Source organism: Kordiimonas aestuarii (assembly GCF_025574465.1).
In the GTDB taxonomy this organism is placed as follows: Bacteria; Pseudomonadota; Alphaproteobacteria; order Sphingomonadales; family Kordiimonadaceae; genus Kordiimonas; species Kordiimonas aestuarii.
The window spans coordinates 108,251-122,186 of record NZ_JAOBPP010000017.1 but is presented as its reverse complement, the minus strand read 5'-3'; the positions used below and the strand labels follow the sequence as shown (position 1 = coordinate 122,186).

Below are 13,936 nucleotides of genomic sequence, written 5' to 3'. Positions count from 1 at the left end.
TCAGGCAGCCTCAACCGCCGAGCGGGTAGAAGTGCGTTCCCTGCCGTTTTCTGCCACCAGCGGCAACCGGCTGAGCAGCAGGCAAGCCACCAACCGCAGCCCGAGGGGAAGAAGCGCATAGAAAAAGACCAGAGTCATGAGCTGAAAGGATGAATTATCGCCACTCTTGTTAAAACCGACCGCCTCCAACACGGGGAAAGCCAACCCCATGGGTACGACAAAGGCCAGCTTTGACACCGAATTCTTGAGCGCGAGGAAAAGCCCTCCCAATCGGTTTTTCCCTTCCTGTTCGCCGGTGTACACAATATCGGCGAGCACGGAGGTGGGCATGATGGCATCGCAGCCGAAACAGGCACCCAGCAGCATTGAAACAAGCGCTGCGCCCATGATGCTTCCCTCACCGAGAAACAAAACGGCAAGCAGGTTCACGCAGCACAGCAGGATCGAAGCCTGCCAGGCAAAGCGTTTGCTCCGCCATTTGGACAGCATGACCCAAAATGGCAGAAACAGCGCGGTGGACAGCAGCAGCAGGCCCATAAACAGGCCAATCATCTGCGGGGCCTTGATCACATGGGTGACAAATAGCACCATAAGTCCGGCGGAAAGCGCGTTGGCAGCCTGGACAATCAGGAAACACAGGATAAGCAGGCGGTAGGGCGCGCTGGCCCATATGGTTTTCAGCGAAGCAACAAAGCCGGCCTTTCCTGCGGTGACGGCGCGGGTGCGCACAGGCACGAAGCGAAGAAACAGTACTAGACCGACAAGCGAGGTTATGAGTACAAGCTTCGCCACCAACGATAGCGAGGGCGCCACGGGCAGCGCGAGGGCAAAGGGCACTAGCGCCACAGTAAGCGCACCGATGATCTGGAATGCCGCCTTGGAACTTGCCAGCACCGATCGCTCGTGCACGTGGGGCGAAACTTCAAGCCCAACCGAGGAATAGGGCACATCAAGAACGGTGTAGAATAAAAAATAGAGGGCACTGGCCATCAGGAGATAACCGAGGCCCGCGCCCTCGGGCGGCATCAGCAGCAGGAAAACCGCCAGTGCAAAACCGGGCACACCCACCATCATCCATGGTTTTCGCGGGCCGAAGCGTGAGCAGGTTTCATCACTCATATGGCCGATAACGGGGTCGGTGATGACGTCGAACAGGCGTCCAGCGACAAAAATGCCGCCAACCAGCCCCAGGCCCAGTCCCAAGTCAACGGCGTAGAACGTGGGCACGAACATCACGAGCGCAAAACCACCCATCGCCAGCGGCGCTGTCAGAAAGCCATATGATATCAATTGCCAAAGCGTAAAACGGGAGCGTTGTTCCCTGTTGCTGTCTGCTGGTTTCATATCCCGCCTTAATGGGAGGTATCCCCATGGAGTGATTTGCATTTTCCGCATTTAAAAAAGCGACGTCAATCACCCTTTTGGGCGATTGTTTTGTGCTGTCCCTTGCCTGACCCTTGCCGAGCAAACCACGCTCAGGCTTTCAGGTAAAGGGTAAGCGACGATGACAGGCACTTCAGACGCCCGGCGGGACTTTCATTTTATCTCCGGCCTCCTTCGCGCCGGCGCCATCCTTCTTTCGGCTATTCTGCGGCAGAACCCAAAATTCCACGCAGGTATGACGCGTCCGGTGGGCCCTTTGTTCAGCAATCTGATTGGCTCCGCCAGCGTGGGCACGGAATTATCGACCATGGTGTCGGTGGCTCAACGCCAGCGTCTGTCACACGGGTTGTTTGACAGTCTTTACGCTGATCTGCCGAACGGGCGCCGCCCGGTGTTTGATACCAACCGGGCGTGGACAGCCAACCTTTCGGCGGTTACGGGGCTGTTCCCGGTCGCCAGGATGCTGTGCGGCGCGTGCAATGTAGCCTGGGTGATGGACAGCCTTGGCCGCCAGGTTCATTCCAGCGCGTTTGACGAGCAGCTCGGGCTGGGGGGCCTGCACACAGTACACCGCAAGGTCGAGCCAACGCCACGGAACACCATCCTGCCGCCAGACCTGTTTGAGCAATGTGGCAGGCTCAATTTCTGGAAAAACCTGAAAGACAGCTGCGCCCGTATCATCACTGGAGACAAGGCCGAGCCCTTGCCCGTGAGCGCTGTTGCCTGAGTAACAATCATTTTTACCAATTACCAATATTAGGGGAGGCGGGCTATGGCTACGCGCATCGTAACCACCAATAGTGATAGTGGCGTTGACAACATCACCGATACAGATCTGGCAACCGATATGAGCGACGGCTGCGACCTGTCGCTCCGCAAGGCCATAGGCAATGTCCAAAGCGATGATCCGATCGCCTTTGACCTGGACAGGAGTACAGAGGGCTTACAGAGTGACGCCATCACGTTCGCCTATCATGAGCAACTCGTCATTAACTCCAAGTTCACCACCAATGGTGACGTGGATGGTGACAGCGTCGCAGGCGTCACGGCTAGTGCTTTCCCCACGTCTCTGCTCGTCAATACCGATCCGTCCCTCGATACCGTGCCGGAAGAAGAACCTACTTTTACCGAAGGCGACGAGGCCATGTACCTGGCGTCCTCGGGCCGTCTGTCGGATAGCGACGGCGACGCAGATTGGGACGGTGGCACTCTTGTAATCCAGATCACCGGTAACAATACAGATGCCGATGAGATCGGTATTCAGGACAGTAATAACGACAGCATTGATATTTCGGTCTCGGGCACGGACCTGCTTGCGGGCGGTGTGACAGTAGGCACCCTGAGCGCCTCTGGCGGCACGGTCTCGGGCGGCACTGCGCTGACCATTACGTTCGGTGACAGCGCAACCAACGATATCGTGCAGGAAGTGCTGCGCAGCGTTACATACGAAAATACGTCAGATGACCCCAGTACGCTCACCCGTACCGTGACCGTTACGGCAACTGATGCCAACAACGGTAGCGCCACAGAAGATAAACCGTTTGATGTAGAGGCCGTGGAAGATGTGCCGGAGGTGTCTGCCACGGCTCTTGACCCCACGTTCACGCAGTACGGCAGCGCGAAAAGCCTGTTCTCGGGTGTGACGATGGATCCGATTGAGGCCGGACAAACTATTGCGGGTTTCACATTGTATGTTGATGGCGTGGTGGATGAAGGAGATGAATATCTCTACATCTCCGACATCACGGTTGCCCTTGTCGATGGTCGTTCTGCTTCATTTCAAAGCGGCCTTTCCTATTCTGTGAGCGCTACCTCAAGCGGGATGAATGTTGTGTTTTCATTCAGCAACTGGAGCCAAAGCAGAGTTGAGGATTTTGTTGAAGGTATTACCTACAGGAATACTGCAGACAGCCCAACAGTGGCAGATACGAGAACATTTTACCTTAGCAATATTTCGGATAGTGGCGACGGTATGGCAAGCGGCGGTATCGGCTCGACCGTGACGGTGGTGTTGGATGAAGGGCCAACTCTTACCGGCACGCCAACTGATATCCATGTCGAGATTGAAGAAGCATCGAATATTGACCTGTCGGCCGCAACGTTGGCGGACGAGGATAGCGATTTGATAACCATTGTGTTGTCTGTTGACACCGGCACATTAACTGCGACACGCGTAAGTGGGCTGAAAATAGGCAGTTCAGATTTGATAAACGGGCGGGAAGGCATGAGAATAGAGGGCCAGGCGCCGTCGGCATCGCCCAGCGAAGCAATTGGCGCAACGCTCACCATCTCAGGTACTATTGAAAATATTAACACATACCTGAGCGACCCCTCGAACATCCGGTATACCAGCGCAACTGGCGTCAAGGGCGATGACGCAGCAACTCTGACCATCCAGACAGGCTACCGTGGGCGTGATCCGGAAATCCTCGCGACCGTTAACCTTGATATCGGCACGCCGCCGGGTAATCAGGCTCCTTCCGCCGCGCAGCTTGACAGCACTACGGTTCAGGAGAATGTCTCGGGCGCGGTCGTTGGTCGGTTGTCAGCAAGCGATGCGGACGGGGACAGCGTTAGCTTCATCCTGACGGACCAACGGTTTGAGGTTGTGGATGGCGTCCTGAAGCTGAAGGACGGTATCAGCCTCGACTATGAAGCCGAAGCCACGGTGCGGATAGGTATCAATGCGTTTGATGGCGAGCATAACGGCACCAAAAAGTTCTTTTGGCTGACGGTAGAGGACGCGGATGAAGATGAGCCTGACAGCGGGGGCGACCCGGTGGTCGGCAGCGACGGGCCTGACGCCATTACAGGTAGCGCCGGCGGTGACGAGATTGAGGCCGGCGATGGCCGGGATACCGTGGAAAGCGGCGAGGGGGACGATAGTGTCAGCGGCGGTGGCGATGATGACCTGATCACCTCAGGTGATGGCCGCGACACCGTCGACGGGGGCACGGGGGACGACGACATCTCCGGCGGTAATGACGATGATCAACTTTTTGGCGGTGCGGGGGATGACACTGTCGATGGCGGGACGGGCGTTGACACCTTGCGCGGTGGCGAAGGCAATGACCGAATTATGGCCGGCGGTGATGACGACCTTGTGTACGCGGGCGTCGGGGATGATGGCGCTGACACCGTTGAAGGGGCTGACGGCAACGATTCACTGGGTGGCGGCGCAGGTAACGACAGCCTGACCGGTGATGGTGGCGATGATCTGATCTGGGGGAATGCTGGCGACGACATCATAAATGGCGGTGACGGCGATGATATTCTCCACAACGGGGCGGGCGATGACACGGTTTCCGGTGGCGCGGGTGACGATACCCTGTGGGCCGGAGACGGAGACGATACGCTGACAGGCGGTGATGGTGCCGATAATTTTGTCTTCGGGGCTCAATCAGGCAGCGATACTGTCACGGACTTCGACGCGGCGGAAGACAGCCTTAGCTTTGTGGATGGCACCACTTTCAGCGCCGTGGAGGATGTAATAGCGGCCGCCAGCGATGCGACCCAAGGCGGCGTGGATGGCGTAATGATCGAACTGGCTGTGGGGGAAAGCGTGTTTATTGCTGGCCTTGGCCTCGATGAACTTGGCGGCGTCACCATGACCTTCTGATCACTTATCGCGCCGTAAGCCCTTGGCATTGCAGCCTCGGTGTCCCTGCGGCGGTGAGGGTAATCCTGCAACCAAAACCAAGGCGAACAAAGGCGCCCATCCGGGGCCTTTGTTTTTGTCCGGATTATGGGGCTGGCATTGATGGCCCTTGATAGTATGGGGCAGGGCACGGAATCTTTTCTTCGATGGAAAAAAACGCAGTCATTTCCGCACGGTGGAAGCAACGAGACATGATTAAGCCGCAATTATAGTGTCCTCTGAATGGTGAAAGAACACATTTTCTAGCCGCAAACTTGGGCAGTTTTCGCTGTTTCAGAAGGACCCTATATGCAGAGTTTCTCTCGGGAAAATGGGCCGGACGCGGGGGAAAACAGTACTGATCGCAGTGACAGGTTTTTTCTCGCTATTACATGTGTGGGCGTTTTTACGCTCATATTTCTCTTTGGCGCACTCTCTGTCGTTGTCGGCTATTTCCCGGGGCCAGTGATTGAGCGCGCCTACAAGGGCGGCATGGCCTGGTATGACAAGCTGACCCGTCAGCATATCGTCTATGATACCGACCTTTGGGTAAAATCACGGTACGATGGCAAAGGGGTTACCTTCCGGGATTCCAACCGCATGCAGCCGGGTGTTACACTTTACACATCCGGTAGCGCGCCCGCGGCTTTCCTTGTCGATGAAGAGGGAAAACTGCTGCATGAATGGCGCTTGCCCTTCAGTCAATTCCATCAGACAGGAGACGGCGGTCCGGAGAACCCGCAACCGGACGAATATGTCTATTTCCGGCAGGCCAGGGTCGCCCCGGGCGGGGAGCTGATCGCCCTCTATGAAGGGGCAGGAGATACGCCATACGGGTATGGGCTGGTGAAACTGGACCGCAACTCCAAGGTTATCTGGAAATATACAGGACGCACGCATCACCAGTTCGACATCGCGCCCGATGGCCGCATTTTTGTCCTCACACATGCGATTGAAAGTGAGGTCATGCCAGTTTATGCCAATCTTGAGACCCCCCGAATTGATGACTATCTTGTAACCCTGTCGCCAGACGGGCAGGTGCTCAACACCGTGACGCTCCTGCAGTCCTTCGCAGATTCGCAGTATCGACAACTGGTTTACACTGTTTCGGCTTTCTCTCGTGCTGACCCGCTTCATACCAATACAGTGGAGTATATTGACGCGGCCAAGGCGGCAAACTTCCCGTTTGGCAAGGAAGGGCAGGTCTTGCTCTCTTTCCGTGAGACACATTCCATTGGTGTCGTGGACCCGGAGACCGGCGAACTGCCCTGGGTGGCGAGGGGGCCCTGGATCGGGCAGCACGACCCCGACATCCTGCCGAATGGCAATATTCTGATGTTCGACAACTATGGCAATTTCAAAACGCCGGAAGGGCGCTCCCGTGTGATCGAATTCAGCCCTGCAACCATGGAAATCGTCTGGCAGTATCGGGGAACCGCGGACGATCCGCTCGAGAGTGCGATCAGGTCGGACCAGCAGCGGCTCGCAAACGGCAATACCCTAATTACTGAATCGTCCGGCGGACGCATCATTGAAGTTACGCCCCAGGGTGATCTGGTGTGGCAGTTTGTGAACCCGGTGCGGGGGGGTGAAGAAGAAACACAGATACCGATCATTGCCTGGGCCATGCGGCTTGACCGCGCCGTATTGGACGAGGCTGTTCTCAGTGGGGAGAATACATTGGATAACAAGGAGATATCGCAATGAAAAAACTTCCGATCCTGATGGGGATGCTGGCAGTTGCCGGTGTATCGGCCTCAGCTCAGGCCTATGTGGGCCCGGGGGCGGGACTAAGCCTCCTCGGTGCGCTCTGGGCGCTGCTTATCGCAATTTTTGCCGCAGTGGGCTTCGTCTTTGCTTGGCCAGTTCGCAAATGGCTGCGCAAGCGCAAGGCGCGCCGTGCGGCCGAGAATATAAACGCGGAAACGCTACCGCGCTAGGGCGATCACGTGGATTTTTTTGAAGTGCCGATATCTTTTTTCTACATGGTCGATCGGAGCATTGGCGCGGTATTGCCTGCGGCAATGCGACTGGCTCTGTGGGCTCTGATCGCCTCAATTGTTACGATGGAGCTTTATCGCTTGCTTTCTCCGCAGGCACGCATCGCGGAACTGAAACTGCGGTTTGCTCAAAAGAAGCTGGCGCTCGACAGTTTCGACGGCGAGTTCGAAGACGCGTGGCCGATGATGCGCGATATGCTTGGGGCTGCGTTCCTGCGTGTTGGCATCGTACTGCCCAGCACACTCGTCGCAGCGCTGCCTTTTTTATTCCTTGTCGTATGTATCGACGGCGCTTACGCGGATGTGGACGTGCTTGGTCTCGGCCCCTCATGGGTGCGAGGCTGGGAGCCTGCCTTTATGGGAGCCATGATCGTCTTTTCACTTCTTTATAAACACTTCCGGCGTATCCAGTGAGCGGGAGCATCGAAATCGACCGCTGGAACGACGGTCTCGGGGGCTTTATCGAGCGCCATCCGGGAGTTGCCGCATGGCTTGGCAATATGGAAAGCCGAATGCTTCGGGAGCAATTGAATGAGGTCGGCATTGATCGTCCCATCTATATTGCTGGCGTGGCACGCGCGGGCAGTACCATTCTGCTTGAGCTTCTTGCCAGCCACCAGAGCACGGTGAGCCATCGGTACAGGGACTTTCCCCTTGTGCATGCACCGGCCCTCTGGTCGTGGTTCGTTGACCGGGCGGGACGCATTGATGATGTCGCGCATGAACGCGCGCACAAGGACCGTATCAAGGTGACACCCGAAAGCCCCGAAGCGTTTGAGGAAGTGTTGTGGATGCATTTTTTTCCCAATCGGCACCAGATGGGACAGAGCGCTGTCCTCGATGAGAACACCAGCAACAAAGCCTTTGAGGCTTTCTACCGTGATCATATTCGCAAGGTATTGCACTTGAGAGAGGGGCAGCGTTATCTCGCCAAGGGCAATTATAACGCCACCCGGTTTGCGTATCTTCGTCATATGTTTGCAGGTGCGCGGTTTCTTGTGCCGGTACGCCATCCCGAATGGCATGTGGCGTCGCTGATGAAACAGCACAGGCTTTTCATGGAAGCTGCGGTCAAGGACCCGCGTATTACAGACCACCTGCGTCGAAGCGGGCACTATGAGTTTGGCCCAGGACGCCGACCCGTCGACCTCGGCGACGGCAGGGCTTATGAAATTCATCATCTGTGGCAGAAAGGGGAGGAGGCCGAAGGCTGGGCACTTTATTGGGCCTCGATCTATGGCCATATAGCCGACCAGCTCGACCACGATGCCGAGCTAAAGGCCGCAACGGGTATCGTGCGCTACGAGGACATGTGTGGGGTGCCAGAGGCGACGGTGGCGGCTGTCATGGATCACGTGGGCCTTGACCATGGCGAGGTTCCGGCCAGAGCGCGAGAAATTGTCAGCGCCCCTTGCTATTATGAACCGGGTTTCACCGACGCTGAACGCAAAGCCATCAAACGACAGACAGCTGTGGTTGCCGCACGATACGGCTATACCTGATCTGGTCGTTAATCGTCAGGCTTGCGCAAGCTGTATCGGGGATGCTAGCTTTGCCAGTCAATAATAAAAACATCTCGCTTCGCACTGTGCAGACCGGACGAGCCATTAACAGCATATCTTCAGGGTTTGGTTGATACCGGCCTGCGGAGGCTCTTTTTGCTTGCCTTCTGGCACGCTGTCAGCGCGTTTCCTGCTTTCAGCCGTACTTTTGGGCATCTCGTCCGGGAATGTGAACACTCCGCATGGAGACAGCAGGGAGATACACCATGCCCGGAATTCGTTTTGCCGCGACAATGCTCGCAGCGATCCACCTTACATTTTCATTGCCCGCCTTCAGCACGCCGCCGGATGAATTTGCCGACCGCGTTGAGACGCTGCTCGAAAAATTTGGGGTGCCAGGCGCCACGGTTGCCATCGTCGAAGATGGCGCGGTAGCATTCGCCGACGGCTTTGGTCGCCGCAGCCTTGAGGCACGAGACGCGGTTGACGCGGATACCATTTTTGCCACCGGTTCGACCGGCAAGGCGTTCACGTCGGCCGCACTGGCCATCCTTGTGGATCGGGGGCAACTGGCGTGGGACGACAAGGTCATTGACCATATGCCTGATTTCCGTATGTATGACGCATGGGTTACGCGCGAAATGACCGTGCGCGACCTGCTCGTGCACCGTAGTGGGCTCGGTCTTGGGGCGGGGGATCTTCTTTTCCTGCCACGCAGCGACCTGAGCCGTGAGCAGACAGTGCGACGTCTGCGCCATATCAAGCCCGCCACAAGTTTCCGCAGCGGTTATGCCTATGACAATGTGCTCTATATGGTTGCCGGGCAACTGATTGAAGAAATTACCGGCGATACCTGGGAAACCTTCGTTAAGGCCAATATCTTCGACGTCCTTGGCATGAAGAATTCGACGGTCAGCGATGAAACATTGATAGCCAGCGTCAATCGCGCGCGGCCACATGCGCGGCTTAACGGTGCAATCCGCGGGATGGGAGATCAGGTGCCGCTTGACGAGGCGTCGGTGATCGCACCAAATGCAGCGCCCGCAGGCGGGCTTGCCATCAGCGCGAACGACATGACGCACTGGCTTTTGACCCAGCTTGACAAGGGAGCATTAAGAGACAGTGAGAAACGCCTGTTCAGTGAAACACAGGCCAAAGCGATGTGGACTCCGGTTGTGCTACAGCCAATTACGCCACTAACCGGAGATTTCAAGGTCACGGAACCGATGTTTCGCACTTACGCGCTGGGATGGACCGTGCAGGATTACCGGGGCGCCAAACTGGTCTGGCACGGAGGGGCCGTGTTTGGCTCTCTTGCCGCTGTTGCGCTGCTGCCTGAGCAAAATGTGGGCATCTATATCGCCGTGAACAGCGAAGAAGGAGAGATGGTCCGCGGGCTTCTGTATGAACTGCTTGATCATTATCTGGGGCTGCCGATGGAAAGTTGGCCTGAAAAGCTTCACGAAATGAAGCGCGACCGACAGCAGGCAGCTGTTGAAGTTGTGCAGGCGCCCGCATCGGCCCCGAAGGACGTTGGACCCTCGCTGCCACTGACGGGCTATACAGGCAAATACAATGATCCCTGGTATGGTACGATTTCTGTGCGGGAAGAATCTGGCGCTCTCGTGGTCGACTTTCCCCATTCGATGGGGCTTTCGGCGACGTTGGAACATTATCAATATGATACGTTCAGGACGCAGTTTAATGATCCGGTGATGGAGCCGGCCTATGTCACCTTCAACCTTGATGCCGAGGGAAAGGTAAGCCGGATTACAGCCAAGGCGATCTCCCCGATTGCTGATTTCAGTTTCGATTACCACGACCTGTTATTCACGCCGGCTGAAGAATAGATGTGAGGCATTTTCAACAGAATAGCGGCGGCAGAATGTTTTCCTGCCGTCGTGGCTTTTCGCGTCTGGTGGTGTTGGTAGCCGGGAGGTTCGCTAACCAAGAATATAGTGGCTGACATCGATGGATTTCTGACGGAAGCCTGCTTCACAGTAGGCGAGATAATAACGCCAAAGCCTGAAGAAACGCTCATCAAAGCCAAGCTTTTTTATTTCCGGAGCGGCCGCGTCGAAGTTATACCTCCAATCTTCCAGGGTCTGCGCATAATCCTGGCCAAAATCATGCTGGTACACCAGGGTCAGCCCTGCATCGCTGAATTCCTGCTTGAGAACCTTGTCAGACGGTAACAGACCGCCTGGGAAAATGTATTTCTGAACAAAATCCACGCTGCGGCTATAGCGTGGGAAACGGTCGTTTTCAATTGTGATGACCTGAATGCCAATGCGGCCCCCGGGTTTGAGGAGGCGCTTAAGCGTGCTGAAATAGGTTGCCCAATATTCCTGTCCCACTGCCTCGAGCATTTCGACCGAAACTATATGATCAAACTGACCGCTGATGTCACGGTAATCTTGAAGCCGCAGGTCAACCATGTGGTTCAGCCCCTGGCGGGTAAGCCGGTTCTGGGCGAACGCCAATTGCTCACGGGATAATGTTACGCCGGTGACGTGACAACCCAGTTGGCTTGCGGCGTATTCTGCGAAGCCTCCCCAGCCGCACCCGATCTCGAGTATACGGCCGCCTTTCTTGATGCCTACAGCTTCGGCAATACGGGCATATTTACGCCTCTGCGCTTCTTCGAGGGTTGAGGTGTTATCCTCGAACAGCGCCGCGGAATATGTCATGCTCGGGTCTAGCCATAACGCATAGAATTCATTACCTAAATCATAATGGAAGGAGATGTTGCGGCGGCTGCCGCTTTTGGTGTTGCGGTTTGCAAAATGCCGCGCCTTATCAAAAAAGCGCCAGCTCCGTGTCGAGGGTAAATGACCTTCAAACGCATCCATGTTGGCGGCCAGCAGACGCAACAGGTCTGTCAGGTCACCTGTGCGCCATTCTCCGTCCATGAAGCTTTCAGCGAACCCTAGGGCACCACGACGGACTGTCCGCGTGACGGCTGACCATGTAACAAAGTGAATTGACGCAGTAGGCATGCCGAGCTGGGCCGCCCCCGCGTAGGAGCGCCGGGCCCCGGACGGAAAGGTGACATCAAGATTGCCGGCTTTTATCTTGGCAAGTACAGCCGAGAGGAGTTTTTCCCTGCGGGTTGGTGCTTGCATGTGCGATGCGGGTGGCTGAAAAGTGCCGTCCATGGTTGTCCTCATGTTTTTGGGCCTGTACGCAACGAAGTGCGGCAAAATTTGTGCTGCGGCGGAGTTGGTTTCCGGTGAAAGGGCATGCCCTTCAGCCAAAGCTTGAGAGCTTCGTAATGAATGGCGGCGATCACCTTGACTGTCACAAACGGCATGCGCAGGAACAGCCCTAACAGGCGGGGCGTGTTCAGGGGGAATTGTTTGGCCGTCAGGCTTGCAGTCAGGCTTTTAGTCCCGTCCTTGCCAAAATAACTGATGAGTAAGGCAAACGTTCTTCCTGGGGGCCTGAGCCTGAATTCATAGTTTCCTGATACGTCAAAAAAAGGTGAAACATGTAGCTCCTTTGGCGCTGAATGAGGCAGCAGCCGGGAGCTGTTCATCAGGTGAACATAGGAATGGGTTTCCCCGAAAGTGTTATGCACTTCATACACTACGCCCAACAAATTCGTGTCAGCACCGTAACAATAAAAGAGCGTGATAGGGTTAAAGCCGTAACCGAGGATGCGCGGCATGGTTAATAACGAAACCTTGGTGGGCCTCGTCTGCGCGCCGGCATCTGTCACAAGGTTGCAAATATGGTCTTTCAATCCAGTTTTTGTACGGGCACCAAAGTCGCGCTGCCAAAGAGAGAAAAGGCCCAGCCGGTCCAGCGCAACGCCTGGAGCGGATACCTTGCCATCAAAGGCATCCAGATCCAGCAGCAGGTAGAAAACCGGGTAGCGAAAGGCGTGCACCCTGGGGTGATATCGTTTGTGCCATACCTGCCCTTCGTATATTGACGGCACCATTCCAGCTGTCATGCGACCCCCTGATAGATTGTTGTGAGCGTATCCGGCAAGCCGATGCGGGCATTTTGTGCGGGTTTCTGCCAGGGGCGGCTGGGGCTGCCAATCATCTCGGCGACTGAAAGGCCAGCCTGTATGCCGTCTTCGTGAAATCCATGACCAAGATAGGCACCGGCAAACCAGAAGTTATGCCGCCCCTGCAGTGCCCAGAGTCGCTGGCGCGCCAACGCAGCGTTTTGATCAAAAACCGGGTGGTCATACGCGTAACGTTGCAAAACCTTATCCGGGTCAATATCCCGATTGGGATTAAGCGTGACGATGACAGGGGTCTCCACGGGCAGGGGTTGCAACCGGTTCATCCAGTAGGAGACCGAGGGGCCTTTGGTGTCTGCCTGCTTATGTTCTATGTAATTCCAACTCGCCCAGGCCTTTGTCCGCTTCGGCATCAACTCGGTATCGGTATGGAGAACCACTGAGTTTTTGCTATAGCGAAGATAACGCAGCGCATGAGCCAGCTCCGGGGCAGGATGGTTAATCAGTGCCAGTGCCTGGTCGGAATGACAGGCAAAGACGACTTCGTTGAAAATTGAGATGTCGCCGTTGCTGGAACGCACGCGGATACCATTATTAAGGCGCGTGACCTCCATCGCGGCACAGGCAAGGCGGATGTTGTCTTGAAATGAATGACTGACGGCCTTGACATACTCGCGGCTTCCACCTGCCACAGTGCGCCACTCTGGGCGGTTCCGAAGCTGGACGAGGCCGTGGTTTCTGAAAAAATTCAGGAAAGATACGGCCGGATACTCAAGGATGTCCTGGCTGTTACTGGACCAGATGGCTGCCCCCATGGGCCCGAGGTGATCGCGAACAAAGGAAGGGCTATAACCCTCCGAGCTCAGTAGCTCCCCCAATGTCATGTGGCTGTAGGAAGGGTCGGTGCAATACTGGGCAGCTTTATCATAAAACCGTACAATACCGCCGATCATTGACCAGAAACGCGGACGGAAAAAATTTCCCGGCTGTGCAAAAAGCCCACCCCCGTCACCCCCTGAGTATTCAAAACGACCGTCGTCCATTGATACAGAAAAGGACATGTCTGTTTTTACTGAGGCGATGTCGAGATGGTCAAAGAGGGCGGTCAGATTGGGGTAGTTGGCCGGGTTATAGACAATGAAACCCGTATCGACAGGGAAGGTCTTGTCATCGACAGAGATGTCAACAGTGTGGGCATGGCCGCCAAGATAATTCTCTTTTTCGTACAGAGTAACATTGTGGGTTTTCGACAAAAGCCAGGCAGCCGACAGGCCGGTGATGCCGCTCCCGATGATGGCAATATTCTTGCCGGGCTTTTGCGAGTTTCGAGGGCGGTTTTTTCCTGCGTTGTGCAGCATAAAGCCATTCAATCCAAATTGTTTGCGATTGTAAGCTCTACGACGGAAGGAAGGACGTGGATCAGATGTTGGCGTTGCGA

Annotated in this window: 11 protein-coding genes; 7 read left to right on the top strand and 4 right to left on the bottom strand. The window is 55.9% G+C overall.

Annotated elements, in window-relative coordinates; genetic code table 11:
* Complete coding sequence (locus tag OEU85_RS05950; protein ID WP_262690542.1) at positions 1-1,344, bottom strand: MFS transporter; 1,344 nt, start codon at positions 1,342-1,344, stop codon at positions 1-3.
* A gap of 160 nt (positions 1,345-1,504) precedes the next feature.
* Here OEU85_RS05950 and OEU85_RS05945 point away from each other — a divergent pair, with 160 nt between their 5' ends.
* The 7 genes from OEU85_RS05945 (at position 1,505) to OEU85_RS05915 (ending at position 10,372) form a co-directional block, all read left to right on the top strand.
* On the top strand, positions 1,505-2,110 hold the full coding sequence (locus OEU85_RS05945) for a hypothetical protein (protein ID WP_262690541.1): 606 nt from the start codon (positions 1,505-1,507) through the stop codon (positions 2,108-2,110).
* Positions 2,111-2,155: 45 nt separating this feature from the next.
* The gene (locus OEU85_RS05940; RefSeq protein WP_262690540.1) at positions 2,156-5,002 is read left to right on the top strand and encodes a calcium-binding protein; all 2,847 of its coding nucleotides are present in this window, start codon (positions 2,156-2,158) and stop codon (positions 5,000-5,002) included.
* A gap of 327 nt (positions 5,003-5,329) precedes the next feature.
* Positions 5,330-6,727, top strand: coding sequence for an arylsulfotransferase family protein (locus OEU85_RS05935; protein ID WP_262690539.1), 1,398 nt, complete (start codon positions 5,330-5,332; stop codon positions 6,725-6,727).
* Positions 6,724-6,960: an NfeD family protein gene (locus OEU85_RS05930; protein WP_262690538.1), complete on the top strand. Its 237-nt coding sequence runs from the start codon at positions 6,724-6,726 to the stop codon at positions 6,958-6,960. The genes OEU85_RS05935 and OEU85_RS05930 overlap by 4 nt, the downstream gene beginning before the upstream one ends.
* A gap of 9 nt (positions 6,961-6,969) precedes the next feature.
* Positions 6,970-7,434: a hypothetical protein gene (locus OEU85_RS05925; RefSeq protein ID WP_262690537.1), complete on the top strand. Its 465-nt coding sequence runs from the start codon at positions 6,970-6,972 to the stop codon at positions 7,432-7,434.
* Complete coding sequence (locus tag OEU85_RS05920) at positions 7,431-8,522, top strand: sulfotransferase (protein ID WP_262690536.1); 1,092 nt, start codon at positions 7,431-7,433, stop codon at positions 8,520-8,522. The genes OEU85_RS05925 and OEU85_RS05920 overlap by 4 nt, the downstream gene beginning before the upstream one ends.
* A 266-nt stretch (positions 8,523-8,788) precedes the next feature.
* Entirely contained in the window at positions 8,789-10,372 is a 1,584-nt protein-coding gene (locus OEU85_RS05915) for a serine hydrolase (RefSeq protein WP_262690535.1), read from the top strand.
* A 93-nt stretch (positions 10,373-10,465) separates the two neighbouring features.
* Here OEU85_RS05915 and OEU85_RS05910 read toward each other — a convergent pair whose 3' ends face one another.
* Genes OEU85_RS05910 through OEU85_RS05900 form a run of 3 tightly spaced genes read right to left on the bottom strand, consistent with a single transcriptional unit; the run spans position 10,466 to position 13,856 of the window.
* A complete protein-coding gene (locus tag OEU85_RS05910; RefSeq protein WP_262690534.1) occupies positions 10,466-11,680 on the bottom strand; it encodes an SAM-dependent methyltransferase in 1,215 nt (404 codons plus the stop codon).
* Positions 11,681-11,688: 8 nt separating this feature from the next.
* Positions 11,689-12,480, bottom strand: coding sequence for a DUF1365 domain-containing protein (locus OEU85_RS05905; protein WP_262690533.1), 792 nt, complete (start codon positions 12,478-12,480; stop codon positions 11,689-11,691).
* A complete protein-coding gene (locus tag OEU85_RS05900) occupies positions 12,477-13,856 on the bottom strand; it encodes an NAD(P)/FAD-dependent oxidoreductase (protein ID WP_262690532.1) in 1,380 nt (459 codons plus the stop codon). The genes OEU85_RS05905 and OEU85_RS05900 overlap by 4 nt, the downstream gene beginning before the upstream one ends.
* Positions 13,857-13,936: the final 80 nt, after the last annotated feature.

What these genes read in the sequence shown, in the direction of transcription:
- OEU85_RS05950 (WP_262690542.1), bottom strand. Translation starts at nt 1,344, where the DNA reads ATGAAACCAGCAGACAGCAACAGGGAACAACGCTCCCGTTTTACGCTT.
- OEU85_RS05945 (WP_262690541.1), top strand. Translation starts at nt 1,505, where the DNA reads ATGACAGGCACTTCAGACGCCCGGCGGGACTTTCATTTTATCTCCGGC.
- OEU85_RS05940 (WP_262690540.1), top strand. Translation starts at nt 2,156, where the DNA reads ATGGCTACGCGCATCGTAACCACCAATAGTGATAGTGGCGTTGACAAC.
- OEU85_RS05935 (WP_262690539.1), top strand. Translation starts at nt 5,330, where the DNA reads ATGCAGAGTTTCTCTCGGGAAAATGGGCCGGACGCGGGGGAAAACAGT.
- OEU85_RS05930 (WP_262690538.1), top strand. Translation starts at nt 6,724, where the DNA reads ATGAAAAAACTTCCGATCCTGATGGGGATGCTGGCAGTTGCCGGTGTA.
- OEU85_RS05915 (WP_262690535.1), top strand. Translation starts at nt 8,789, where the DNA reads ATGCCCGGAATTCGTTTTGCCGCGACAATGCTCGCAGCGATCCACCTT.
- OEU85_RS05910 (WP_262690534.1), bottom strand. Translation starts at nt 11,680, where the DNA reads ATGGACGGCACTTTTCAGCCACCCGCATCGCACATGCAAGCACCAACC.
- OEU85_RS05905 (WP_262690533.1), bottom strand. Translation starts at nt 12,480, where the DNA reads ATGACAGCTGGAATGGTGCCGTCAATATACGAAGGGCAGGTATGGCAC.
- OEU85_RS05900 (WP_262690532.1), bottom strand. Translation starts at nt 13,856, where the DNA reads ATGCTGCACAACGCAGGAAAAAACCGCCCTCGAAACTCGCAAAAGCCC.